The organism is Agrobacterium larrymoorei (assembly GCF_030819275.1).
Lineage (GTDB): Bacteria > Pseudomonadota > Alphaproteobacteria > Rhizobiales > Rhizobiaceae > Agrobacterium > Agrobacterium larrymoorei_B.
This window is the reverse complement of sequence record NZ_JAUTBL010000001.1, coordinates 398,329-420,978: the sequence shown is the minus strand read 5'-3', so window position 1 is coordinate 420,978 and position 22,650 is coordinate 398,329. Positions and strand designations below refer to the sequence as shown.

Here is a 22,650-nt window from a genome sequence, read left to right as displayed (position 1 = left end):
TGATCAGCCGGGCGCGCCCTTGGCGATCGGCTCCTGATAGGTGAAGCCCATGTCCCATGGGAAGTAGATCCAGGTGTCCTGGCTCACTTCGGTGACGAAAGTGTCGATAGTGGGAACGCCGGTCGGCTTGGCATAGACGCAGGCAAAATGCGCCTTTGGCAGCATCTCGCGCACTTCCAATGCGGTTTTGCCGGTATCGGTCAGATCGTCCACGACGAGAATGCCTTCACCGGATTTCTCCAGCAGCTCAGGAGAGATGCCCTTCAGCAGAATGGTATCGCCCTGATTGAGGTAATCGTGACGGGTGGCGATGCACACCGTGTCGATCAGGCGGATGTTGAGCTCGCGGGAGATGATGGCTGCCGGTACCAGTCCGCCGCGGGTGATACAGACAATAGCCTTGAACTCCTTGTTCAGGCCGGCAAGACGCCATGCCAGTGCGCGGGCATCGCGGTGAAACTGATCCCAGGAGACTGGGAAGGCTTTATCGGGAAGGGACATGGTGGGTCTGCCATCTCATTCAATTGCTAATGGCTTTGGCTAATAGCGGCAAGAAACGGCAAAAAGCAAGTCCGCGCGTTTGCGGCGATCATGATCGTGCTGACGGTACCCACGGAGGCGCTCCGAGAACTTCCAGCGATCTCTTTTTAAGAGGCCGCGACGCGTCGCGGTCACGTGGATGGCTGTCAGCAGCCCTTGCCGCCATTGGCCCAGCGCTTGATGTCGGCGGAAATGCGCGGTGCGTGACCGTCATTCATCACGGGGCCGAAGGCCTGAAGATTGGCCGGATTGCCTTCGGCCTGGACCACCAGCATCGGGCGCGATTCCGGGCTGTTGCGCGGGACGAGCAGAATGCGCGGACGGCCTGAGAAGGAGTTGAGTTCCGGCGCGAGGCGATAGGCCTTGAAGGCCGGATCGCTAGACTTGAACCAACAGGCATTGGCGCCAAGGGCGATGCGCTCCATCACCGGAAGGGCCGCCTGCGAGGCAACCCGCGGCGCCTCAGGCTTCGGCTGGCATGCAGCAAGTGCGATTGCTGCGAGGCCCAGAGCGGCGATGCCGATGGAACGTGTGGGAACGGTGCGGTTCATTCTTCAATCCAGCAGGAGCGGCAAAAAGAAAGCCGGGCTGATGCGCCCGGCTCGATGCTGTTGATATCAGGCAGCGATAACGCCGAGCGCCGAGGCGAATATGCCGCGGCCATCCTTGCCGCCATGGGCCGCTTCGATGAGGTTTTCCGGATGCGGCATCATGCCGAGAACATTGCCCTTGGCGTTGATGACACCGGCAATATCATTCAGCGAGCCGTTCGGGTTGGTGTCCTCCGCGTAACGGAACACCACCTGGCCATTGTCTTCCATCGCCTTCAATTCCTCGGCCTCGACGAAATAGTTGCCATCGTGATGGGCGACGGGCGAACGGATGATCTGGCCCTTATCGTAGGTGCGGGTAAACTCGGTGTCGTTGTTGACGACCTCGAGCTTGACTTCGCGGCAGACGAATTTGAGCGAGGCATTGCGCATCAAGGCACCTGGCAACATTCCGGCTTCGACGAGAATCTGGAAGCCGTTGCAGACGCCCAGAACCTTGACGCCCTGTTCCGCCTTCTCGCGGATCGCCTGCATGACGGGCATGCGGGCCGCGATCGCGCCACAACGAAGGTAATCGCCATAGGAAAAGCCGCCGGGGATGACGATCAGATCGACATCCGGGATTTGTGTTTCCGTCTGCCAGATGGTGACGGGTGCCTGGCCCGAAATCTTCGTCAAGGCCGCGATCATGTCACGGTCGCGATTGAGGCCAGGAAGCTGGACGACTGCGGATTTCATGGGCCTTGGCTCCGAAATTCAGAGCATTTCCAGCAAACGTGTCTGCGGTTTTTCGTCCGGAAATGCGTCAAACAAAGAGTGAAAGCAATGGAGGTGAACCACCGTTCACCGCAGTTGCTCTAGAGGATGGCGATCGCGTAGTTTTCGATGACGGTGTTGGCGAGAAGCTTCTCGCACATCGCCTTCAGATTTTCTTCGGCCTTCGCCTTGTCGGTGGTGTTCAGTTCAAGATCGAAGACCTTGCCCTGACGAACCTGGCCGACGCCATCAAAACCGAGGCTCCCCAGCGCGCCTTCGATTGCCTTACCCTGCGGATCGAGAACGCCGTTCTTCAGCGTAACAGTCACCCGTGCCTTGATCACCTGATGGTCTCCTGATTTCACTTGACGAGAACCGGGCCTGTGCCGCGGATCGGTTCGTTTTCATTGATGATGCCGAGACGGCGCGCGACTTCCGAATAGGCTTCCACAAGCCCACCCATATCGCGGCGAAAGCGGTCTTTGTCCATCTTTTCCTGCGTCTCGATATCCCACAGGCGGCAGCTATCCGGCGAAATTTCATCCGCAAGGATAATGCGCATCATATCGCCTTCGAAAAGACGGCCGCACTCGATCTTGAAATCGACCAACTGAATGCCGACGCCAAGGAAGAGACCGGAGAGGAAGTCGTTGACGCGGATGGCGAGTGCCATGATGTCGTCGAGCTCAGCAGGGTTTGCCCAACCGAAAGCGGTGATGTGCTCTTCGGAGACCATCGGGTCTTCGAGCGCATCCGACTTGTAATAGAACTCGATGATCGAGCGCGGCAGCACGATGCCCTCGTCGATGCCGAGACGCTTCGAAAGCGAGCCGGCGGCGACGTTGCGCACGACAACCTCGAGCGGGATCATTTCCACTTCCTTGATCAACTGCTCGCGCATGTTCAGGCGGCGGATGAAGTGGGTGGGAATGCCGATCTTGTTCAGATGCGTGAAGACATATTCCGAGATGCGGTTGTTCAGAACGCCTTTTCCGTCGATGACTTCATGCTTCTTCTTGTTGAAAGCGGTGGCATCATCCTTGAAGAATTGGATGAGCGTTCCGGGCTCCGGACCTTCATACAGGATCTTGGCCTTGCCTTCATAGATTCGGCGGCGACGGTTCATAGCGACATATCTCTTGTTCTAGCGCCGGTGCTGGTGGCGGTCGTTTCGTTTCTTGAAGCGGTCCCATAACGGAAAAGAAGCAATTTCACAATGCGACGGCGCGCGCTTGTTTGCAATTCTTCAACCTTGTTTTTGGCTCTTCCAAGGCATCGTCTCAAAGTTACGCTTTTTCAATAGTTGTATTCTAGAACAGTGTTGTCCCGATCAAGAGGACGCAAATAACAACTAAGTAAAACGGGGTATAATCATGGGTCTGAGAAAACGCGGTAAAGCGCTTGAAAATTTGTATTTTCACGAAGAAGAACTGAGCTTCCGTCTTCACGGCATGCGCAGCAGGTTGATGGGCCTTTGGGCTGCATCCCTCATGCACAAGGAAGACGCCAATTCTTATGCCAGCGAGATCGTCGCCGCCGCCATCGGCCGCGAAGGCGATGAGGCCGTGTTCAACAAGCTGCATGACGATTTCGTCGCTGCTGGCGTTGGCGTCACTGATGACGCGATCCATGACCAGATGAGCAGCCTCCTGCGCTGTGCCGCCGACGAACTTCGCAATGGGATTGCGCAGTTCGACAGCAAGCGCGCTGCCTGAGTCTTCATTTCGAATTCCAAACATCCGGCGGCGCTCGGCCTAAAGCGTGTCGCGATCCTTCAGGTTCGCTCATACGCTTTAGGTCTTTGTTATTGCATGTCGTTATCGCAAAACCGCTGCACACTTTTGCCTGGACCATGCTTTAGAGCGCCGTGCGTCATTTTGGATGCACTAAGGGCGCTCGTTCTTTCAGTCTGCGCATCGTACTTTTTCCGAAAGTCGATTCCGGTTTTCGCGCCGATGCTCTGATGCCTGGAGATGATCCAGTCTCCAGGCTACCAGACACATATGGCTTTTGATCACCGATGCCGAAAAGCCGAGGCCGCGCAGGATATACTTGCGCGGCATTTCTATTTTACTTTCCATGCACCGTCAGAGTGGCAAAGAGAACTGGTTTTTTCAGCGGTTATGAATAGCCGTATCGAAGCCAGCCGGCGGTTGAAGCTTGCTCAGGAACTGGGCGAAGACCATGGTGCCCTCCGGCCAGGGACCATGACCCGATTCCGTGTTGATATGTCCTGACATGCCAGCATCGATCAGAAGCGAGCCCCAGGCCGCGGCGATGTCGTCGGCATGCTCGTAAGTCCCGAAAGGATCGTTGCGACTGGCGATGGTGATCGCCGGGAATGGGAGCGGATCGCGTGGATAGGGGCCAAAGGTCATCAAATGCTTTGGCCGGATTTCGGGATTGGCAACATCTGGCGGTGCGACGAGCATCGCGCCAGCAACCCTGGATCCGATTTCAGGCAGGGCATGGATAACCGTCGGCACGCCGAGCGAATGCGCGACGAGGACCACAGGTTTCGTCGAGGCGTTGACTTCCTCCACAAGCCGAGCGACCCAGTCTTCGCGGACAGGCTTAGACCATTCCGCCTGCTCGACGCGCCGTGCTGTCGACAGCTTTTCCTGCCAGCGGCTTTGCCAGTGGTCGGGGCCGGAATTTGTGTAGCCGGGAACAATGAGTATATCTGCTTCTGATGCTTTCATGCCGCTTATCTTGGTGTGTTGGCTGGCGTTATCAAGATGTAAAGCACAGGATCAGTCACAAAGCGTCGGGAGCGACTGAGTATCACCATGCAGTCGTGCTCACCTCAGTGCTGTCCAAGGTGAGCAACTCTTATCGTGATGCTGAGGGATCAAGCCTCGCCAAAGACACGCTTGAAGATCGTGTCGACATGCTTGGTGTGGTAGCCAAGATCGAACTTTTCGCGGATCGTCTCTTCCGGAAGGGCTGCGCGCACTTCCTCGTCCGACAACAGTTCTTCGAGGAAGTCCTTGCCTTCTTCCCAGACCTTCATCGCATTGCGCTGAACGAGGCGATAGGAATCCTCGCGCGAAACGCCGGCTTGTGTCAGAGCCAGAAGGACGCGCTGCGAATGGACGAGACCACGGAACTTGTTCATGTTCTTCAACATGTTTTCCGGGTAGATCACCAGCTTCTCGATCACGCCTGCCAGACGGTTGAGGGCGAAATCGAGCGTGATGGTGGTGTCCGGGCCGATGCCACGCTCGACGGAAGAGTGGCTGATATCGCGCTCATGCCAGAGAGCAACGTTCTCCAAAGCAGGAACGACAGACATGCGCACGAGGCGAGCCAGACCCGTGAGGTTCTCGGTCAGAACCGGGTTGCGCTTATGCGGCATGGCGGAGGAACCCTTCTGGCCAGGAGAGAAGAACTCTTCCGCCTCCAGAACTTCCGTGCGCTGCATGTGGCGAATTTCGATGGCGACGTTTTCGATCGACGAGGCAATGACGCCGAGTGTTGCAAAGAACATGGCGTGACGATCACGCGGGATCACCTGCGTGGATACGGGCTCTGGCGACAGACCAAGCGCTTTGCAGACATGCTCTTCGACGGAAGGGTCGATATTGGCGAAGGTGCCGACAGCGCCGGAGATGGCGCCCGTGGCGATTTCGGCGCGGGCGTTGATGAGGCGGGCGCGGTTGCGGTCCATCTCGGCATAGAAGCGGGCAAATGTCAGGCCCATCGTCGTCGGCTCGGCATGAATGCCGTGGCTGCGACCGATACGCACCGTGTTCTTGTGCTCGAAAGCGCGGGTCTTCAGCGCGGTCAGAACGCGGTCCATACCGGCGATCAGCAGGTCGGCAGCGCGAACCAACTGGATGTTCAGCGTCGTGTCGAGCACGTCGGATGAGGTCATGCCCTGGTGGACGAAACGGGAATCCGGTCCAACGAATTCTGCAAGATGGGTGAGGAAGGCAATGACGTCGTGCTTGGTGACGGCTTCGATCTCGTCGATGCGGGCAACGTCGAACTCGGCAGCTCCGCCCTTTTCCCAGATCGTCTTTGCCGCTTCCTTCGGGATTACGCCAATGTCTGCCAGCGCGTCACAGGCATGCGCCTCGATTTCGAACCAGATGCGGAACTTGGTTTCCGGCGACCAGATAGCGACCATTTCCGGCCGGGAATAACGAGGGATCATGGCAAAGCCTTCTTGAGTGAGAAATCTGGTGCCCGTTTAGCAAAGTGTTCCGGCAATCTCAACGCATTCGGTGTGCCAGGGTGAATTCGACAACACGGCCTCTGCCGAAAGGCGTTTACGTGGCGATCAGGCCCTGCCGCTTTCGGCGGATGCTCTGAGAGCGGAGATGGTTTTGGTATAATCATCCACGCCATCACCCTTGAACACGGCAGAACCCGCAACCAGCACATTGGCGCCCGCCGCAATAGCGCTGCCAGCCGTTTCGGTGGTGATGCCGCCATCCACTTCCAGCTCAATCGGGCGATTGCCGATGAGCGACTTCGCCGCGCGGATCTTGTCGAGCATGGCGGGAATGAACTTCTGACCGCCAAAGCCTGGATTGACGCTCATGATGAGGATGAGGTCCACATCGTCCAGCACGTTTTCCAGCACGGAAAGCGGCGTTGCGGGATTGAGCGTGACGCCGACCTTCTTGCCGAGCGAGCGGATGGTTTGCAGCGAGCGGTGCAAATGCACGCCCGCTTCGGCATGGACCGTAATGCTGTCGCAACCGGCCTTCGCGAAGGCCTCAAAATAAGGATCGGCAGGCGCGATCATCAAATGGCAGTCGAAGAAGGCTTTGCTGTGGGGGCGAAGCGCCTTGATCACATCCGGCCCGAAGGACATGTTCGGCACAAAGTGTCCGTCCATTATGTCCAGATGAATCCAGTCAGCGCCAGCGGCCGTCACATCGGCGACTTCCTGTCCGAGCTTTGCGAAGTTGGAGGCAAGAATGGAGGGGGCGATCCGGACGGGAAGGGTCATCTGCAAATGCTCCTGTTTGGCAAGGCGTTGCTGGCCCTTAGCACCGCACGCATGGGTCAACAAGCGGCGATCCGAACCTCAGAAGGGCCAAATCGATTAGATAGAAATCGATCTCGCGATACGACGTCGCTGGAGCACCCTAATTTAGCGCCTTGTCCACAGAGACGAAATTCGTTCCGGTCCAGCGTTGGAGCCGGTAGGGATTGTCCTGCAACTCGTGGTGATCGTTGAAGAGGACGGGGCCGATCACCGTGTTGAAGGTCGTACCAACCATCACAACAGGCGTGGGCTTCGATTGTTCCGATGCCTTTTCCAGCGCCTGGGCTGAGAGTTGGGCGGCGGCATAGGCCGGAAGAACGTAGCCTTCGGGTTCGATGTTGGCAGCGCGGCGCTGCTGAACCACGTCTGCCGCAGAGGGTAGGGCCGCGTAGTCCGGCAGGGCGACAGCAAGCGTGCCCGGCTGTAGCGGAACAGGTGCGTTTGCCGCTCGCAGCGCGTCGCTGCCCATAAGGAGGAGGGGAATTTTCTCTGCCGCAGCGTCGCGTGCAATGATCGATAGGTCATTGCGTTCTGTCGCCGCGAAGACATGTGTCACGCCTGTACGGCTCAGGCGACGTACAAGGGCGATCTGCTGTTCCTGCGAAGGGCGCAGCGTGTCGGTGAAGGTCGGCTTCAATCCCGCCTCCTCCAAGCGCGCTCGCACACGGTCCACCAGCTCACGGCTATAGATCGTTCCATCATCAAGAAGTGCAAAGGGCAATCCCTTCCAGTCGCGCAGCATGATATCCGCCACGGCAGAGGCCTCGTCGTTCTCCGACGGTGCCATGCGGAAGAGCGGCCAGCCGCGCTTCAACGCATCTTCCATCAGGATGGGCGAGCGGCTCGACAGAGTGATGGCGGGGATTGCGGCATTCTTGAGCGTCGGCAGCGCATCCGCGAGGGTTTCCGTACATAGAAAACCAACAACCACGGAGACTTTCGACGCAACGAGACCGTCAGCGATGGCACCACCGCTGCCGTCTTCGCAGCTTTCATGGATCTCCATCACATCGAGGCCGGCCTTTGCCGCCGCCGCCTTCACACCCTGCCGGATTTGCAACCCCAGCGTCTCATATGCGCCGTTCTGCGGCGCAACGACTGCGATGGTCGCAGCATTTGCAACGCCAGCCAGGCTGAGACTGATGGCAAAACTGAGCAGGCGGAGTGAATTCATCAACGGCATTATCCTGTGCGATTGTCCAATGTTATCGAGGCTGAGCAGGATGCAAAAGGTTCAACGCCAAGAAAAATGCGCTTTATGGCAAAGAATGATTGTTCGTCGCGTGATGGATGGACCGCCAACCTTGGCACGGTCATGATCTCATCGTGATGCGAGATGGCGAAACGCATCCTGGGCGAAAACAGAGAGTGGAGAGGGCAGGTCGTTGAGATCGAACCAGCCCATCTCGGAGAGCTTGTCCGGCTCCGTCAATTGCGCCGTTCCCGTCACCTCATCGGTTACGTAGATGAGCGACAGCCAATGTTGCCTGTCGGCTGGTATGATCTGCTCGCTGATACAGAGGAAGCGGACGTCCCCGATGGTCAGCCCGCTTTCTTCCTCGGCCTCGCGACGGGCAGCCGCAAGGGCGTGCTCCATGTGATCGACCTTGCCGCCCACAATGCTCCAGTGGCCAGCTTCGGGAGATTTTACGCGCTTATAAAGCAACACCTTGCCGTCCCGCCTGATGACGAGACCACATCCGACACCGGGAAAATCGATGCCTGGCTGTGCCATCAGCCTTTGGCGTTAGCGACGATCAGCATGAAGGCCGGGATGTCATCGCCAAAGCCGACTGGAGTCGGGCCATCATCATGGTCGCGATAGTGGCGACGGCGATCACGGTTGTCGTCATTCGCATGGGAAGCACCGTGGCTCCGCTCGAAATTGCGAGGTGCCTTTTCGTGCCTGCGCTCTGCCTTCACCTTGTCGCCTCCATTTGCCGCAACCTGAATGGTGTCAGCCGGTTTCACATTGGGGATTTCCGCTTCGACCTGTTGAGTCTCTTCGCGGCGGTTTCTGTCGCGGCCACGGCCACGATCCCGTTCTTTGTCCTTGCCGCGGCGCGGACGATCGGTGGCGAAACTTTCCATGGGTGCGGGAAGTTCCGAAAGATCTCCGCTCAGCCACTCGATCTTTTCGCCAATCAGCTTCTCGATGGCGTCGAGATACTTGGTGTCACGACGATTGACGAGCGTGAAGGCGGCACCGGAGCGACCGGCGCGGCCGGTACGGCCGATGCGATGGACGTAATCTTCCGCATGGATCGGGACGTCGAAGTTGAAGACATGGCTGACATCGGGAATGTCGAGACCGCGTGCGGCAACGTCCGACGCGACCAGCAGCGTAATCTGATTGTCCTTGAAGCCCGCGAGCATCTTTGTCCGCGAATTCTGGTCCATGTCGCCATGCAGGGCGCCGACGGAGAAACCGTGCCGTTCGAGCGACCGGTAAAGATCGGCCACGTCCTTCTTGCGGTTGCAGAAGATGATCGCGTTCTTGAGCTCGGTCTGAGCCTTGATCAGGTCGCGAAGCACGGCGCGCTTCTCGTAATCCTTGTCGTGGGTCGCGACGATGCGCTGCGTCACGGTCTTTGCCGTCGAAGAGGGTTTAGCCACTTCAATGCGGACCGGGTTTTGCAGGAAGCGATCGGCCAACTTCTGGATTTCCGGCGGCATGGTGGCCGAGAAGAACAGCGTCTGGCGCGTAAAGGGGATCATCTTCGCAATGCGCTCGATATCGGGGATAAAGCCCATGTCGAGCATGCGGTCGGCTTCATCGATGACGAGGATTTCCACGCCCGTCATCAAAAGCTTGCCGCGTTCGCAATGGTCGAGCAGACGGCCGGGGGTGCAGATCAAGACATCTGCGCCACGCTCCAGCTTGCGGTCCTGCTCTTCGAACGAAACGCCGCCAATGAGAAGTGCGACGTTCAGCTTGTGATTCTTGCCGTACTTCTCGAAGTTCTCGGCAACCTGGGCCGCCAGTTCACGCGTCGGTTCCAGAATGAGTGTGCGCGGCATTCGCGCGCGCGCGCGGCCCTTTTCGAGCAGGGTGAGCATCGGCAGCACGAAGGACGCCGTCTTGCCGGTTCCCGTCTGTGCAATGCCGCAAATGTCGCGTCTTTCCAGCGCCGGAGGAATGGCGCCCGCCTGGATAGGTGTTGGCGTGGTGTAGCCAGCATCGGCAATAGCGGAAAGGACTTTTTGGCTCAGGCCAAGATCAGAGAATGTTGTCAAAGGAAAAACTGTTTCCGTTCTGGTTCGAAGAACAAGCGACTGTCGTAGCGTTAGTGCCGCAGATCGTGGTCCGCGACATAGGCTTAAATCGCCGAAAAGTCAAGGAAACAGGGATTTGTCCCGAAATGGCACATGAAAACTGGCCGATGAAAGAAAATTCGGCTCAAATTCTGATGCGAAGCGGTGCTTTACTGAAGATAAGTCTTCAATTCAGTGCCCGCGACGAGGAAGCGCATCGGGTCAACCGCCTCATCGTTCAACCGCACTTCGTAATGAACATGAGGTCCGGTGGAGCGTCCGGTACTGCCGGCCTTGCCGATGACATCGGATAGCTCGATCTTTTCGCCGGTGCGAACAAGGATTTGCGACAAATGGCCGTAGCGTGTCGTGACACCTTTGCCGTGATCGACCTCTACCATGTTGCCGTAACCGCCTGAATAGCCTGCGAAAGAAACAGTGCCGGCACCCGTCGCCCGCACATCGGCACCGGTCTCTGCGCGGAAGTCTATGCCGGTATGAAGCGCAGGACGACCGAGAAACGGGTCCATGCGATTGCCGAAGCGGCTGGTGATATCGCGACCGGGCGCCGGGTTACCGAGCGGCAGGCGCTCTGCCGTACCACGAACGGTCTCCAGGCGGTCCAAGGCATCGTCGAGATCTGCGAGCGAGGCCTGAAACGGATTGGTCGAGGCTTCCACAAAGGGCCCGCCGATGGCATCGTCAGGCTTGTCGTCAATTTTAAGCCCCGTGCTACGAATGATATCGGCCATCGCATCGGCCCGGCTTTTTGCGCCAGTCGTCAGCGAAGCGATTCGCCCAAGCTGCTCCGATTCGACGCGGTTGAGCGAGGCGAGCATGCGTGTCAGCGCGCGACCGGACACGGCGTCCTTGTTGTCGCTATAGGTCAAGCTGCCTTTGAGCGTTGATCCTTTTTCAGGACCACGCAGCGCTCGGTCGATGGCGGATACGCCGCCGGAAAGGCTTGCCTTCTTTTGGGGAGCGAACGCGTTGGCCGAAGGTGTGACACTCTGGTCCTCCTGTGCCGATACAGCGTCCTCATTGAGGAGTTCGTTGGCGCGTCCATGACGGGAGGACAGGGCATTCTGCTGGGCGAGAAGCGTTTCCACTTTCTTCTCAACAGCTTGCTGATCAAGAAGCTGACGCGATGTAATCTGGTCCACCTGCGAACGGAGCGCGGCGATACGGTCCTCATAATCCTTTTGCATGCGCGATTGCCGTGCAATCATCGCACCCAGCATATCGTCGCGGAAAACGAGATAGGCAGTCGAGCCGATAAAGCCGAGGCTCATGACGAGGATAATCAGCAGTGCGGGGACGACGATCAAGGGTCTGATCGTGACATGGCGAATTTTCTCGCCGCTCGCCAGAATGAGGATGTGCTGCTTGCGCTTCTTGCCAAAGGCCAGGTTTGTCCTCGCTTCCGTCATTTCAGCTCCAGCCGCGGTTCTTTGTCCACTGAGAAAGATAATTTGTTAAGGTTAACGAAGCTTTTACAGAGGCGCTCAGCTTTGGCTGACGGCGGTCAACGACCGATAGAAGGACGGCGTCAATCCCGCCTCGGCGCGGGCAAGATCGTTGAAGGGCGGCTTCAGCGGTCCACGAAAATTGACTCGGACCAGTTGTTTGAAGGTTTCCGCCGGGTCCTTCTTTTCACGCGCGCACAGGAAGCGGAACCACTTCGCGCCAATCGCAACGTGGCCCTTCTCGTCATTATAGATGACGTCGAGAACGGCAGCGCTCTCAAGATCGCCCGTCTCCCGCATCTTGGCCTGGAGGGAGGGGGTGACATCGAGACCGCGCGCTTCGAGAATGAGCGGCACGACTGCAAGTCTGGCGGTAAGGTCATTGCGCGTCTGGTGTGCGGCCTGCCAGAGACCGTCATGCGCCGGAAGATCTCCGTAATCGGCGCCCATCGCCCGCAGGCGATCTCGCACCAGCCGGAAGTGTTTCGCCTCTTCGAAGGCCACCTGCATCCAGCCATCGAAGAAGGAATGCGGCACCGGCTCGCTGGCGTAACGCGCAACGATATCGAGTGCGAGATCCACGGCGTTGAGTTCGATATGGGCGATGGCGTGCAAGAGAGCGATCCGGCCCTTCACGCTGTGGAGAGACCGACGCTTGACTGCGGTTGGCGGGACAAGTTCCGGCTTCCCAGGTCGTCCCGGGCGGTCCGGCAATTTCGGGTCGAGCGGCGAGCGCAGAGAGAGACGTCGCTCGAACCAGCGGGTTGCTGCTTCCTGCGCCAGCGCCGTCTTGCGGTCGAGATCGGCTGAGGCGATGGCTTCGGTTGCAGCGCCCCTTAGCGATGTCAGCGTTAATGTCATGGTCGTCGGATCAGTCTTGGCCGGTCAAACAGCCTTGGCCTCATCGAGAACCGCCTGCGCATGCCCTGGCACCTTCACCTTGTTCCAGATTTTCGCAACCTTGCCGTCTGGCGCAATCAGGAAGGTAGTGCGTTCGACACCCATGTACTTCTTGCCGTACATGCTTTTTTCCTTCCAAACGCCATAGGCCTCCAGCGCGCTCTTGTCCTCATCGGCGGCCAGCATCACGGTGAGCGAATGCTTGGCGGCAAATTTGTCGTGGCTCTTCACCGAGTCGGGCGAAATCCCAATGACGACGGTATTGGCCGCTTCGAACTCAGCACCCAATGCGCTGAAGTCGATTGCCTCTGCCGTGCAGCCGGATGTGTCATCCTTCGGGTAGAAATAGAGGACGACCGCCTTGCCCTTCAAATCGGAAAGAGAAATGTCGCCACCGCCGTTTCTGGGAAGACGGAAATCGGGTGCTTCGTCGCCAATCGTCAGTTCTGCCATGGTTCACCTTTCTTTTGCCCGGATTGTTGAGCATGGGGGCGGGTATTCGATATATACCGAATAACAGCTTCGTCCAGTCTTGTGGCGAGTCATGCGGGATGGCAGGGTGAAACCGCCAAACTGAAAAGACCCTGGCTTGGGGTTCAGGATATTTCCGGGAGCGCGCAGGGTACGAATGGCGGAAATTCGTGGGGAGAAGGTCAGTTTCAGCAAGCGCGACATCGTGCCGCTGCACGCTTTACCGTCTGCGCAAGCGGAAGATCCGATCATCGTTCACTGCCCGCCGCCTCGCTCCATGCTGCGCGCCTTCGCCAAGGTCTTTGCAGCCCTCTTTGTCCTCGCCTTCCTGTCCATTGGCGGCATCATTTTATCGGTCGAAACCGGTTCGGTCGACAGCACTCTCTCAAGCCAGGCACAGCAGGCTTTGGAGCGGGCACTCGGGCCTCGCTACGAAGCGCGCATAGGCTCCACCGCAATCCGCTTTTCCTCCGGGCTGCGGCTCTCGCTGGTCGCCCAGGATGTCGATATTACCGATAGCGAATCGGGGCAGCATCTAAGCCGTGCGCGTTCCATCGGCATGGCGCTCGATCCTCTCGCGCTGCTGACCGGGCGTGTGTCGATCGCCACGCTGGAAGCCAATGGCATGGAGCTTGATACAGCACTGTTGCCCAAGGGGCAGGCCTTCGATCTCGCGCAACTGCGTATCGATGCGATCCCGGCTCTTCTGGAAAATGCTTTCGGCGATCTCGATCGGCTGTCGCAGACCTTTCAGCGCAGCGGCACGGAGGAAATCGATCTTTCCGATATCGCCATCCGCCTGCCGCCGCGAGAAGACGGCAAGCCGCGCACGATCAATGTCAGCGAATTATCTCTCGTTCCCGATGGCGAGGGCGGCTATACGCTCGACGGCGATGTGGCTTTCAACGGCCAGGTTGCGGAATTGGCGCTCGCAGCCACCGCCGTCGATGGCCGCATCAACAATTTCTCCGCCCGGCTGGACGGGTTCGATATTGGCCCGCTTCTCGAACAATTCGATGACGAGGGGCTGATGCACCAGGGGCTCAACGTCAAGACCGGCATCAACATCGCTGCGGCCCGCGGTGCCGCCGATCAAAAGCCGGCGCTGGATCTTTCTTTCGCGCTGGGAAATGGCGAGCTTTATATCGGCGGGGAAGCACAGCCCGTGACGGGTGGTGTGGTCAACGCGCATTACGATTTCGATGGCAAGGCTGTTCTGGTCGACAATTCGAACCTGCAATTTGGCCGCACGACGCTACCCATCCAGGCAAAACTCCTCGACAACGACAAGGGTTTCGATTTTTCCGTTCATCTGCCGAATGCGGCAGCCGTTGCCGATGCAGGCGGTGAAGAGCCCGTGACCTTCGATCTGAAGGCGGATGGCACATTTGACAGCGCGACACGGGAGATCAACGTACCGTCCCTGTATGTTTCAAGCCAGCTTGGCGACATGGCAGGCTCGCTGAAGGTCCGTTTCGGGCAGGGCTCTCCCGAAATCAGCTTTGGCGGGCAAATCCCAAAAATGGAGGCGACGGCTGTCAAGCAACTCTGGCCGTTCTGGATGGCGCATAAGGCGCGACCATGGGTCATTGCCAACCTGTTCGGCGGCACGGTGCGCAACGGCTCCATCGCGGTGTTCATACCCGCTGGTCGCATGTGCGGGCCGAACTGCCCGCTGGAATTGTCCGCCAGCGAGTTGCAAATCAAATTCGACGTCGAGAACACGCGCTTGAACGTTGCCGGTGATATTCCACCGCTTCGCGATGCCTATGCTCATTTCGAGCTCGTGGGTGAGAAGATCGACGTCACCGTGTCGAAAGCCACCTCCTTCTTCCCATCGAACCGTAGTCTCGAGCTGGAAAACAGCCACTTCTCGATCGCTGATGTCTACGACAAGCCGCTGATGGCGGACCTCGATCTCAATGTCAAAGGATCGGCCGACAGTATTGCAGAGCTTGCGTCCTTCCAGCCGATCAACGCGTTGAAGGACACTGAATTCCAGCCCGGCGATTTCTCTGGCAATGTGACCGCTCACGCCAAACTGCGTGTTGGCCTGTTGAAAAGCCAGTCTCCGCCCGACCCCGTGTGGACGGCGGATCTGGCGCTGAACGACGTTTCCTTGGCGCGACCGATCTCCAACCGCAAGGTGTCTTCGGTCAACGGTAGCCTGAAGCTCAACAACGAAACGCTGCACCTTCTCGGCAAGGGGCGGATTGACGATGTTGCAATGAATATCGATTTGACCCAGCCCATTCGCAAAACCAGCACGACAGGCCGAAAACTTGTGCTGAATGCGGTTCTGGAGCCCGGCCAAATCGCCAAGCTGGCACCGGAACTCTCCAGCGTGCTGGGCGGAACGACGCTGCTTGAAATAGACAGCACAGATCCTGAACGACAGGATGTGAAGCTCGATCTCTCCAACGCGTCCATGGTTCTGCCGGGTATTGGCTGGACAAAGGGTGTGGGCGTCAAGGCGAATGCGTCCTTCAGCATGGAGACGGTCAATGGCCGCACCAGCATTCACGACCTGGCGCTCAAGGGTGATGGTTTTGGCGCCGCTGGCGACCTCACCTTTGATAAAGGCGGCCTGATCTCGGCAGATTTCTCCCGTTTCCAGTTGTCGCCTCAAGATGATTATGCGGTCTCAGTCTCCGCCGCAAAAAGAAGCTACACCGTCAATATCAGCGGCAAGTCGGCTGATCTCAGACCCATCATCGCCAAGCTGCGCAACTCCGAAAGCGGCGCTTCCGCCGCGTCGGCGGGTGCGGCTCCAGGTGGCGACCTGGGATCACTGAACATCAAGGCGGATCTCGACCGGGTCTACGGCTTTAACGACGAGGCGCTCTCCAATGTGACCGCCAGCATCGGCGTCAGGGATGGCAAGGTGCGCACGGTGGATTTCAAGGGTGTGTCCGGCCGCGGGCAGGCCGTGGTGGCGCAGACCACCAACCAAGGCGATGGCGGGACGATCAATCTGACCAGCAGTGATGCCGGTGCCTTCGCGCGCTTCACCAATCTTTATACCCGTATTCGTGGCGGTCTCTTGAACCTCGTCATGACCACGTCCAACGGCTCGTCTTGGAGCGGTTCGCTCGATCTGCGCAACTTCGCCGTTCTCAATGAAGCCAAGCTGCAGGATATTGTTGCCACCCCTTCCGGTCAGGATGGCCGCAGCCTGAATGCGGCTGTACGGCGTAACATCGATGTCAGTTCGGAAAAGTTCCAGCGCGGCTTTGCGCGAGTCGTCTATGTCAACGGCGTCGTGGCACTGGAAAATGGCGTGGTGCGTGGCGAGCAGATTGGCGCCACCTTCCAGGGCGTGTTGAAGGACCAGAACGGCAATATCGATATGACCGGCACCTTCATGCCTGCCTATGGCCTTAACCGGCTGTTCGGCGAGTTGCCGTTCATCGGCATCTTCTTGGGCAATGGTCGTGACCGTGGCCTGCTTGGTATCACCTTCAAACTGACGGGCCCGACGGCGACGCCGCGGTTGCAGATCAACCCTCTGTCTCTGATCGCGCCCGGCGTTTTCCGGCAGATATTTGAATTCCAGTGATAAAGCGGTAACGCATAAGCCTGATGCCGCGTCGGCAACTGTTGACTCTCAACCTGCCATCCTTATTTAAAAACCAAAAATAGAACTCCAGATTTCAGGCCAGGAAATGCTCGATAAGACCTACGATTCCGCTTCCGTAGAACCAAAAATTGCCAAGGCCTGGGATGAGGCCGATGCATTTCGCGCAGGCGCGAATGCAAAGCCGGATGCCGAGACTTTCACGATCGTCATTCCGCCGCCGAATGTCACCGGCTCGCTGCATATGGGCCATGCGTTGAACAATACGCTTCAGGACATTCTGGTCCGTTTCGAGCGTATGCGCGGTAAGGATGTTCTCTGGCAGCCCGGCATGGACCATGCCGGTATCGCCACACAGATGGTCGTCGAGCGCAAGCTGATGGAAAACCAGCTTCCCGGCCGTCGCGCCATGGGCCGCGAAGCCTTCATCGACAAGGTCTGGGAATGGAAGGCCGAATCGGGCGGCTTGATCTTCAACCAGTTGAAGCGCCTTGGCGCGTCCTGCGACTGGTCGCGCGAACGCTTCACCATGGATGAGGGGCTGTCAAAGGCTGTTCTTGAAGTCTTCGTCACGCTTTACAAGCAGGACCTGATCTATCGCGGCAAGCGTCTGGTCAACTGGGACCCGCATTTCGAGACGGCGATTTCCGACATCGAGGTCGAAAACCGCGAGACCGACGGCCATATGTGGCACTTCAAATATCCGCTGGCCGGCGGCGAAACCTATACCTATGTCGAGAAGGATGCGGACGGCAACATCGTCTTCCAGGAAGAGCGCGACTATATCGCGATTGCGACCACGCGTCCGGAAACCATGCTGGGCGATGGTGCGGTGGCCGTTCATCCGTCCGACGAGCGCTATGCACCCATCGTTGGCAAGCTGTGCGAAATTCCTGTCGGCCCGAAAGAAAGCCGCCGCCTGATCCCGATCATCACGGACGAGTACCCGGATCCGACCTTCGGCTCCGGTGCTGTCAAGATCACCGGCGCGCATGACTTCAACGACTATCAGGTTGCCCGTCGCAACAACATTCCGCTCTATCGCCTGATGGATACGCAGGCGCAGATGCGTGATGACGGCGAGCCCTATGCACGCTGCGCGGAACTCGCAGGCGAAATCACGCGCTCCGGCAAGCTGCCATCCGAAGCCGATATCGATGCCATCAACCTCGTTCCCGACGAGTATCGTGGTCTTGATCGTTATGAAGCGCGCAAGCGGGTCATCGCTGCCATCAACGCCGATGGGCTTGCCGTTACGGTGAAGGACGCCGAAGGCAACGACGTTCCGTATGTCGAAAACAAGAAGATCATGCAGCCCTTTGGCGACCGTTCCAACGTCGTCATCGAGCCGATGCTCACTGACCAATGGTTCGTCGATGCCAAGACGCTTGCCGAACCTGCAATGGCGTCGGTTCGCGAAGGCCGCACGAATTTCGTGCCGAAGAACTGGGACAAGACCTATTTCGAATGGATGGAAAACATCCAGCCATGGTGCATCTCGCGTCAGCTTTGGTGGGGCCATCAGATTCCTGCCTGGTATGGCCCGGATGGTCAGGTCTTCGTCGAGAAGACAGAGGAAGAAGCGCTCGACGCCGCCGTTCAGCACTATCTTGCGCATGAAGGCCCATGGAAGGCTTGGGTGCAGGAGAAGCTCGAGAACTTCAAACCGGGCGAAATTCTCACACGCGACGAAGACGTTCTTGACACGTGGTTCTCTTCCGCGCTCTGGCCGTTCTCCACGCTCGGCTGGCCCGACAAAACGCCGGAGCTTGCGCGCTATTATCCGACCAATGTTCTTGTCACGGGCTTCGACATCATCTTCTTCTGGGTCGCCCGAATGATGATGATGGGCCTTCACTTCATGAAGGACGATGCCGGTCACGCCGTCGAGCCATTCAATACTGTATATGTCCACGCGCTGGTTCGCGACAAGAACGGCCAGAAGATGTCGAAGTCCAAGGGCAACGTCATCGATCCACTCGAGTTGATCGATCAGTATGGTGCGGACGCGCTGCGCTTTACGCTTGCCATTATGGCGGCGCAGGGGCGTGACGTGAAGCTTGATCCAGCGCGCATTGCGGGCTACCGCAACTTCGGCACCAAGCTGTGGAATGCCACACGTTTTGCCGAAATGAACGGCGTCAAGCGCGATCCGCACTTCCTGCCGGAAGCAGCGACCCAGACGATCAACCGCTGGATTCTGACCGAACTAGCCAACACGGCAAAGGACGTTACGGCGGCAATCGAGAACTACCGCTTCAACGACGCGTCCAGCACGCTTTATCGCTTCGTCTGGAACCAGTTCTGCGACTGGTATCTCGAACTTCTCAAGCCCGTCTTCAACGGAGAGGACGAGGCAGCCAAGGCGGAGGCTCAGGCTTGCGCGGCCTATGTTCTGGAAGAAATCTACAAGCTGCTGCATCCCTTCATGCCATTCATGACGGAAGAATTGTGGGCGCATACGGCCGGCGAAGGCGCAAGCCGCGACCGACTGCTTTGCCATGCAGACTGGCCCGCACCAGAATTCCGGGATGAAGCGGCCGCTGCGGAAATCAACTGGCTGATCGATCTCGTCTCCGGCATTCGCTCGACCCGCGCGGAAATGAACGTACCGCCTGGTGCTACTGCACCGCTGGTCGTCGTTGCCGCCAACCCGACGACCGAGATGCGTCTCGACCGCCACTCCGCCGCAATCCGCCGTCTGGCGCGTGCCGATGAAATCCTGGCTGCCGATACAGCACCCAAGGGCTCGGCACAGATCGTCGTCGGTGAGGCGACCGTCTGCATTCCACTCGGCAATCTCATTGACGTCTCTGCGGAAAGAACGCGTCTTGAAAAGGCGATCGGTAAGGCACAGGCCGAACTGGAACGTATCGACAAGAAGCTCTCGAATGAGAAGTTTGTCGCCAATGCCGATCCGGAAGTGGTCGCAGCAGACCGTGACCGCAAGGCTGAACTCGAGCTTCAGATAAAGAGCTTGAAGGTCGCATTGCAGCGGGTCAACGAAGCCGGTTGATCGCACGTTCACATAACCTGAAAAAGCGCCTTCGCGATGGAGGCGCTTTTTTATTTGTTTCGTGAGGCTAGGATAATCGAGTCGTCGGTGAACTGCTGTCCTCGCAGTCTCTTGACCAAGTCCCTCAGAACATGACGGAATTCGGACTTTTTTGAGCGAAAAGTATGAATGTTGTGTCGCAGACACACACAAGATTGATTGAGCTAATATTTTCCCAGAATAAGCCTTTTCACCTCGTTAATTGGAAAAATATTTTGATTTTTCCCCGATTTTTGCCCTGCCACGATTTTTCACGTAAGTCTTTGATCTAAGTCACCCCTGGTGATGGGGGTAGGGTGCATTGTCATTTCCTCCAAAGCATTTCAATTTCTGATCACTACATTGCCTTTGATTGGGGAGAGAGATGGCAAAACGAGTTTCAATCATACACGGTGCCGTGTGCCTTGCTGTCGGCATCACTTCTGTCACGCCTGCATTTGCCGGTGGCCTTGAGCGCGGCGGATACAACATTGACCAGTTGTTCGATGCATCGCCCTTCACATTTCAGTCTGGTGTGACCTACGTCAGCCCTAGAAGAAAACTGAAGAACGCTCGCGACACCGATGCCAGCGATGGTCTCGGTACAAACGGCGTCGGCGGAGGTTCGCGAACCGTTACAGATACCGACGATTACGCAATTCCTTACGTCGGAATAAAAGGAGGCTATGGTCCCGTCGATTGCCTTGTCGACTATTCTCAACCATTTGGCGCTCACTTGGATCCGGGTAATGGCTGGGTTGGCGTGCAGCACGATATTGAAACCAAGCTTAAGACTAACAATTACGGGCTGACGTGCTCATACAAGTTTGATGTTGGCCCAGGGCAGTTCCGCGTTATCGGCGGTGCTTTTTATCAGGAGATCGAAGGCTTTAAGACGCGTCTAGTTGCTCCGATCCCAGCCCCAGCATCGGCCGTGTTCAACGGCACGGGGCGTTTGGAAATGGGCGATGAGTCGTGGGGCTGGCGCGCTGGTGTAGCCTACGAAATCCCCGAGTATGCATTGCGTGCTAGCCTTGTTTACAACAGCCGGGTCGATTACGATCTTACAGGTACGCTGGACCTTACCCAGATACCAACATCTGTCACCAATCCGTTCGTTGGAAAGCGTTTTGGAGTTTTCGGCTCTGCACAGGCGCCTGATTCTCTCGAGTTGAAACTGCAGAGCGGTATCGCGCCGGACTGGCTGGCTTTCGGATCAGTGAAATGGACGAACTGGAGCCTCATTCAATCCCTTGGATTCTGCCCTGTTGCGTCGTCCGGCTTGCCCTGCCCACCAGGCGGGGTTACGTCTCTCGACCTTATGTATCGTGATGGTTGGACTGTTAGCGGTGGTATCGGCCATAAGTTTAACGACAAGCTGGCCGGCGCAGTCAGCTTGACATGGGACCGTGGTACCAGCACTGGTGTAGGTACCTCTACCGATACTTGGACCCTAGGTGCTGGCATTCAATACGCCGTCACAGATAACATCGAGTGGCGTCTTGGTGGAGCGATCGGACTTCTCACCAGCGGTAGTTCCGGACAGATTACCCGCAATGGCGTGGTGTATGGCGACGATGTCGCTTACGATTTCGGTAACGATATCGTGGCTGCCGTCAATACATCTGTCAAAGTGAAATTCTGATCTACTTCCTGAATCTTCTTAGGACCCGGCCCTCATCGGCCGGGTTTTTTGTTGCCGATCGGCAATATTGTGACGATTTGGCAACAAATTTCTGCAACCTTCACGTAGCGTAAGAATGTGGTCGTATTTGTCCATTTCCCGCCACAAAGCATGTGCTTGAGTGCTTTCGACGGCGCGGGAATGGAAGAATATGCAGACATCAAAAGTGGTGTTGCGGAAGTGGTGGAAGTGAAAACAGGTGCGGATTTAGCCTCTAAGCAAGTAAAGACGGGTTCTCTCCGTCAGCGCTTGTTTGGTGGTATCCAGACGGCAACAAAACGCCGTGATGTTGCCGGAAACGGTACTTATACCTGTGCTCATGAGATTGCTGATTTATTACCGCTCAGGATCACCGGCAGCGCATTGAAAGTTGCTGCTGGAACGACGCAGTGTGTTGAGAGATCGCAGCCCTCCTTGGACGCAAGGTTAGCCTTCGCCATGTGTGAGAAGAGTGAGAGAAGTTCGTTGAAATGCTGAGATGTGACATCAACGTTTTGAAACCGCTGTGTCTGGGGCTGATGCTCGCGTCGCTTTCGATGCCGGTTCTTGCTTTTGATATCAATTCAGGCGTCACCAAGGAATCCGGCCCCTTCGATCTCTTCAAGTTCGGCTTCAAATCCTACAAGAATGGCAAGAAGGAAGATGCGGTCGAAGCGTATCGTTACGCGGCCGAGAAGGGCCATACGGGCTCGCGCTGGGCACTTGCCAACATGTACGCCTATGGCGACGGCGTCGCCAAGAACGACTTCGAAGCCTTCAAGATTTACAGCGAGATTGCGAGCCAGGGCGTAGAGCCTGGTTCGGAAGATACGGGTTTCTTCGTCAATGCGTTGCTGTCTCTGGCGGACTATTATCGTCACGGCATTCCAGGCAGCCCTGTGAAGGTGGATCTCGGCCAAGCGCGCCAACTATATTTCCAAGTCGCATCGACCTTCGGCGTCGCTGAGGCGCAGTTCCAACTGGCCCAGATGATTCTTGCAGGCGAGGGCGGCCGTGCAGATGCGCAGCAGGCCAAGAAGTGGCTGAATCAGGCACGCAAGCACGGCCATGCCGGCGCTATGTCGATCTTCGGCAATCTGCTGTTCCAAGAGGGCCAGACGGTTCGCGGCTTGGCCTTTATGACAGCCGCGCTGGACAAATGCGCTGCAGCCAATTGCGTGTGGATACAAAACCTTCAGGAGCAGGCGTTTTCCGTTGCGGCTGAAGATGATCGTCGTGTCGCTATCCAGCTTGCGCGCAACATCTCTTCAGGCGACGCCGACTAAGCTTATTTTCACTCATATTTCTGCGTTTATATTTAGCGAAATCTCGCTGTTCACAATAACGTTATGTTAAATATGAGAAGCGACCATGAGTTGCTTTCGTGTCTCCGTACTTAGCTGCCGGCAGAATGACTCGCGCCTGCGTTGCTCCA

Annotated in this window: 20 protein-coding genes; 6 read left to right on the top strand and 14 right to left on the bottom strand. The window is 57.4% G+C overall.

What is annotated here, in order from left to right:
• Positions 1-3 precede the first annotated feature (3 nt).
• The 5 genes from gpt to purC all read right to left on the bottom strand — a co-directional run bounded on the left by gpt (position 4) and on the right by purC (position 2,973).
• Positions 4-501 (bottom strand): xanthine phosphoribosyltransferase, encoded by a 498-nt coding sequence (gene gpt, locus QE408_RS01925; protein WP_306928084.1) that lies wholly within the window; start codon positions 499-501, stop codon positions 4-6.
• A gap of 185 nt (positions 502-686) precedes the next feature.
• Positions 687-1,091, bottom strand: a complete 405-nt coding sequence (locus tag QE408_RS01920; RefSeq protein WP_306928083.1) for a hypothetical protein — start codon at positions 1,089-1,091, stop codon at positions 687-689.
• Positions 1,092-1,157: 66 nt separating this feature from the next.
• Complete coding sequence (purQ, locus tag QE408_RS01915; protein WP_306928081.1) at positions 1,158-1,829, bottom strand: phosphoribosylformylglycinamidine synthase subunit PurQ; 672 nt, start codon at positions 1,827-1,829, stop codon at positions 1,158-1,160.
• 119 nt (positions 1,830-1,948) lie between these two features.
• Positions 1,949-2,191, bottom strand: a complete 243-nt coding sequence (gene purS / locus QE408_RS01910) for a phosphoribosylformylglycinamidine synthase subunit PurS (RefSeq protein ID WP_062441600.1) — start codon at positions 2,189-2,191, stop codon at positions 1,949-1,951.
• 17 nt (positions 2,192-2,208) lie between these two features.
• Positions 2,209-2,973: a phosphoribosylaminoimidazolesuccinocarboxamide synthase gene (purC, locus tag QE408_RS01905; RefSeq protein ID WP_306928078.1), complete on the bottom strand. Its 765-nt coding sequence runs from the start codon at positions 2,971-2,973 to the stop codon at positions 2,209-2,211.
• Between the two features lie 247 nt (positions 2,974-3,220).
• On the opposite strand from purC, the gene QE408_RS01900 reads away from it, so the two are divergent.
• Positions 3,221-3,562, top strand: a complete 342-nt coding sequence (locus QE408_RS01900; protein WP_306928076.1) for a DUF1476 domain-containing protein — start codon at positions 3,221-3,223, stop codon at positions 3,560-3,562.
• Positions 3,563-3,961: 399 nt separating this feature from the next.
• On the opposite strand, the gene QE408_RS01895 is transcribed toward QE408_RS01900, so the two are convergent.
• The 9 genes from QE408_RS01895 to bcp form a co-directional block, all read right to left on the bottom strand.
• Positions 3,962-4,549, bottom strand: a complete 588-nt coding sequence (locus QE408_RS01895; protein ID WP_306928074.1) for an RBBP9/YdeN family alpha/beta hydrolase — start codon at positions 4,547-4,549, stop codon at positions 3,962-3,964.
• 149 nt (positions 4,550-4,698) lie between these two features.
• On the bottom strand, positions 4,699-6,006 hold the full coding sequence (gene purB / locus QE408_RS01890; RefSeq protein WP_306928072.1) for an adenylosuccinate lyase: 1,308 nt from the start codon (positions 6,004-6,006) through the stop codon (positions 4,699-4,701).
• 126 nt (positions 6,007-6,132) lie between these two features.
• Positions 6,133-6,810, bottom strand: coding sequence for a ribulose-phosphate 3-epimerase (rpe, locus tag QE408_RS01885; protein ID WP_306928070.1), 678 nt, complete (start codon positions 6,808-6,810; stop codon positions 6,133-6,135).
• 139 nt (positions 6,811-6,949) lie between these two features.
• On the bottom strand, positions 6,950-8,023 hold the full coding sequence (locus tag QE408_RS01880) for an ABC transporter substrate-binding protein (protein WP_306928068.1): 1,074 nt from the start codon (positions 8,021-8,023) through the stop codon (positions 6,950-6,952).
• Positions 8,024-8,170: 147 nt separating this feature from the next.
• Positions 8,171-8,584, bottom strand: coding sequence for an NUDIX domain-containing protein (locus QE408_RS01875; RefSeq protein WP_306928066.1), 414 nt, complete (start codon positions 8,582-8,584; stop codon positions 8,171-8,173).
• Positions 8,584-10,086 (bottom strand): DEAD/DEAH box helicase, encoded by a 1,503-nt coding sequence (locus tag QE408_RS01870; RefSeq protein ID WP_306928064.1) that lies wholly within the window; start codon positions 10,084-10,086, stop codon positions 8,584-8,586. The genes QE408_RS01875 and QE408_RS01870 overlap by 1 nt, the downstream gene beginning before the upstream one ends.
• 188 nt (positions 10,087-10,274) lie before the next feature.
• On the bottom strand, positions 10,275-11,534 hold the full coding sequence (locus tag QE408_RS01865; RefSeq protein WP_306928063.1) for a peptidoglycan DD-metalloendopeptidase family protein: 1,260 nt from the start codon (positions 11,532-11,534) through the stop codon (positions 10,275-10,277).
• A 75-nt stretch (positions 11,535-11,609) separates the two neighbouring features.
• Positions 11,610-12,431 (bottom strand): ferritin-like domain-containing protein, encoded by an 822-nt coding sequence (locus tag QE408_RS01860; protein ID WP_306928060.1) that lies wholly within the window; start codon positions 12,429-12,431, stop codon positions 11,610-11,612.
• 24 nt (positions 12,432-12,455) lie between these two features.
• Complete coding sequence (bcp, locus tag QE408_RS01855; protein ID WP_306928057.1) at positions 12,456-12,923, bottom strand: thioredoxin-dependent thiol peroxidase; 468 nt, start codon at positions 12,921-12,923, stop codon at positions 12,456-12,458.
• A gap of 175 nt (positions 12,924-13,098) precedes the next feature.
• Here bcp and QE408_RS01850 point away from each other — a divergent pair, with 175 nt between their 5' ends.
• From QE408_RS01850 to exoR, 5 genes are all read left to right on the top strand, one after another.
• Entirely contained in the window at positions 13,099-16,500 is a 3,402-nt protein-coding gene (locus tag QE408_RS01850) for a YhdP family protein (RefSeq protein WP_306928056.1), read from the top strand.
• 106 nt (positions 16,501-16,606) lie between these two features.
• Positions 16,607-19,534, top strand: a complete 2,928-nt coding sequence (locus QE408_RS01845) for a valine--tRNA ligase (RefSeq protein WP_306928054.1) — start codon at positions 16,607-16,609, stop codon at positions 19,532-19,534.
• A gap of 403 nt (positions 19,535-19,937) precedes the next feature.
• Positions 19,938-21,197: an OmpP1/FadL family transporter gene (locus QE408_RS01840; RefSeq protein WP_306928052.1), complete on the top strand. Its 1,260-nt coding sequence runs from the start codon at positions 19,938-19,940 to the stop codon at positions 21,195-21,197.
• A 156-nt stretch (positions 21,198-21,353) separates the two neighbouring features.
• Complete coding sequence (locus QE408_RS01835; RefSeq protein WP_306928051.1) at positions 21,354-21,713, top strand: hypothetical protein; 360 nt, start codon at positions 21,354-21,356, stop codon at positions 21,711-21,713.
• Positions 21,707-22,501, top strand: coding sequence for an exopolysaccharide production regulator ExoR (gene exoR / locus QE408_RS01830; protein ID WP_306928049.1), 795 nt, complete (start codon positions 21,707-21,709; stop codon positions 22,499-22,501). The genes QE408_RS01835 and exoR overlap by 7 nt, the downstream gene beginning before the upstream one ends.
• Positions 22,502-22,650: the final 149 nt, after the last annotated feature.

Coding starts and splice junctions, on each gene's coding strand:
- gpt (WP_306928084.1), bottom strand. CDS start 501: ATGTCCCTTCCCGATAAAGCCTTCCCAGTCTCCTGGGATCAGTTTCAC.
- QE408_RS01920 (WP_306928083.1), bottom strand. CDS start 1,091: ATGAACCGCACCGTTCCCACACGTTCCATCGGCATCGCCGCTCTGGGC.
- purQ (WP_306928081.1), bottom strand. CDS start 1,829: ATGAAATCCGCAGTCGTCCAGCTTCCTGGCCTCAATCGCGACCGTGAC.
- purC (WP_306928078.1), bottom strand. CDS start 2,973: ATGAACCGTCGCCGCCGAATCTATGAAGGCAAGGCCAAGATCCTGTAT.
- QE408_RS01900 (WP_306928076.1), top strand. CDS start 3,221: ATGGGTCTGAGAAAACGCGGTAAAGCGCTTGAAAATTTGTATTTTCAC.
- QE408_RS01895 (WP_306928074.1), bottom strand. CDS start 4,549: ATGAAAGCATCAGAAGCAGATATACTCATTGTTCCCGGCTACACAAAT.
- purB (WP_306928072.1), bottom strand. CDS start 6,006: ATGATCCCTCGTTATTCCCGGCCGGAAATGGTCGCTATCTGGTCGCCG.
- rpe (WP_306928070.1), bottom strand. CDS start 6,810: ATGACCCTTCCCGTCCGGATCGCCCCCTCCATTCTTGCCTCCAACTTC.
- QE408_RS01880 (WP_306928068.1), bottom strand. CDS start 8,023: ATGAATTCACTCCGCCTGCTCAGTTTTGCCATCAGTCTCAGCCTGGCT.
- QE408_RS01875 (WP_306928066.1), bottom strand. CDS start 8,584: ATGGCACAGCCAGGCATCGATTTTCCCGGTGTCGGATGTGGTCTCGTC.
- QE408_RS01865 (WP_306928063.1), bottom strand. CDS start 11,534: ATGACGGAAGCGAGGACAAACCTGGCCTTTGGCAAGAAGCGCAAGCAG.
- QE408_RS01860 (WP_306928060.1), bottom strand. CDS start 12,431: ATGACATTAACGCTGACATCGCTAAGGGGCGCTGCAACCGAAGCCATC.
- bcp (WP_306928057.1), bottom strand. CDS start 12,923: ATGGCAGAACTGACGATTGGCGACGAAGCACCCGATTTCCGTCTTCCC.
- QE408_RS01850 (WP_306928056.1), top strand. CDS start 13,099: ATGGCGGAAATTCGTGGGGAGAAGGTCAGTTTCAGCAAGCGCGACATC.
- QE408_RS01845 (WP_306928054.1), top strand. CDS start 16,607: ATGCTCGATAAGACCTACGATTCCGCTTCCGTAGAACCAAAAATTGCC.
- QE408_RS01840 (WP_306928052.1), top strand. CDS start 19,938: ATGGCAAAACGAGTTTCAATCATACACGGTGCCGTGTGCCTTGCTGTC.
- exoR (WP_306928049.1), top strand. CDS start 21,707: ATGCTGAGATGTGACATCAACGTTTTGAAACCGCTGTGTCTGGGGCTG.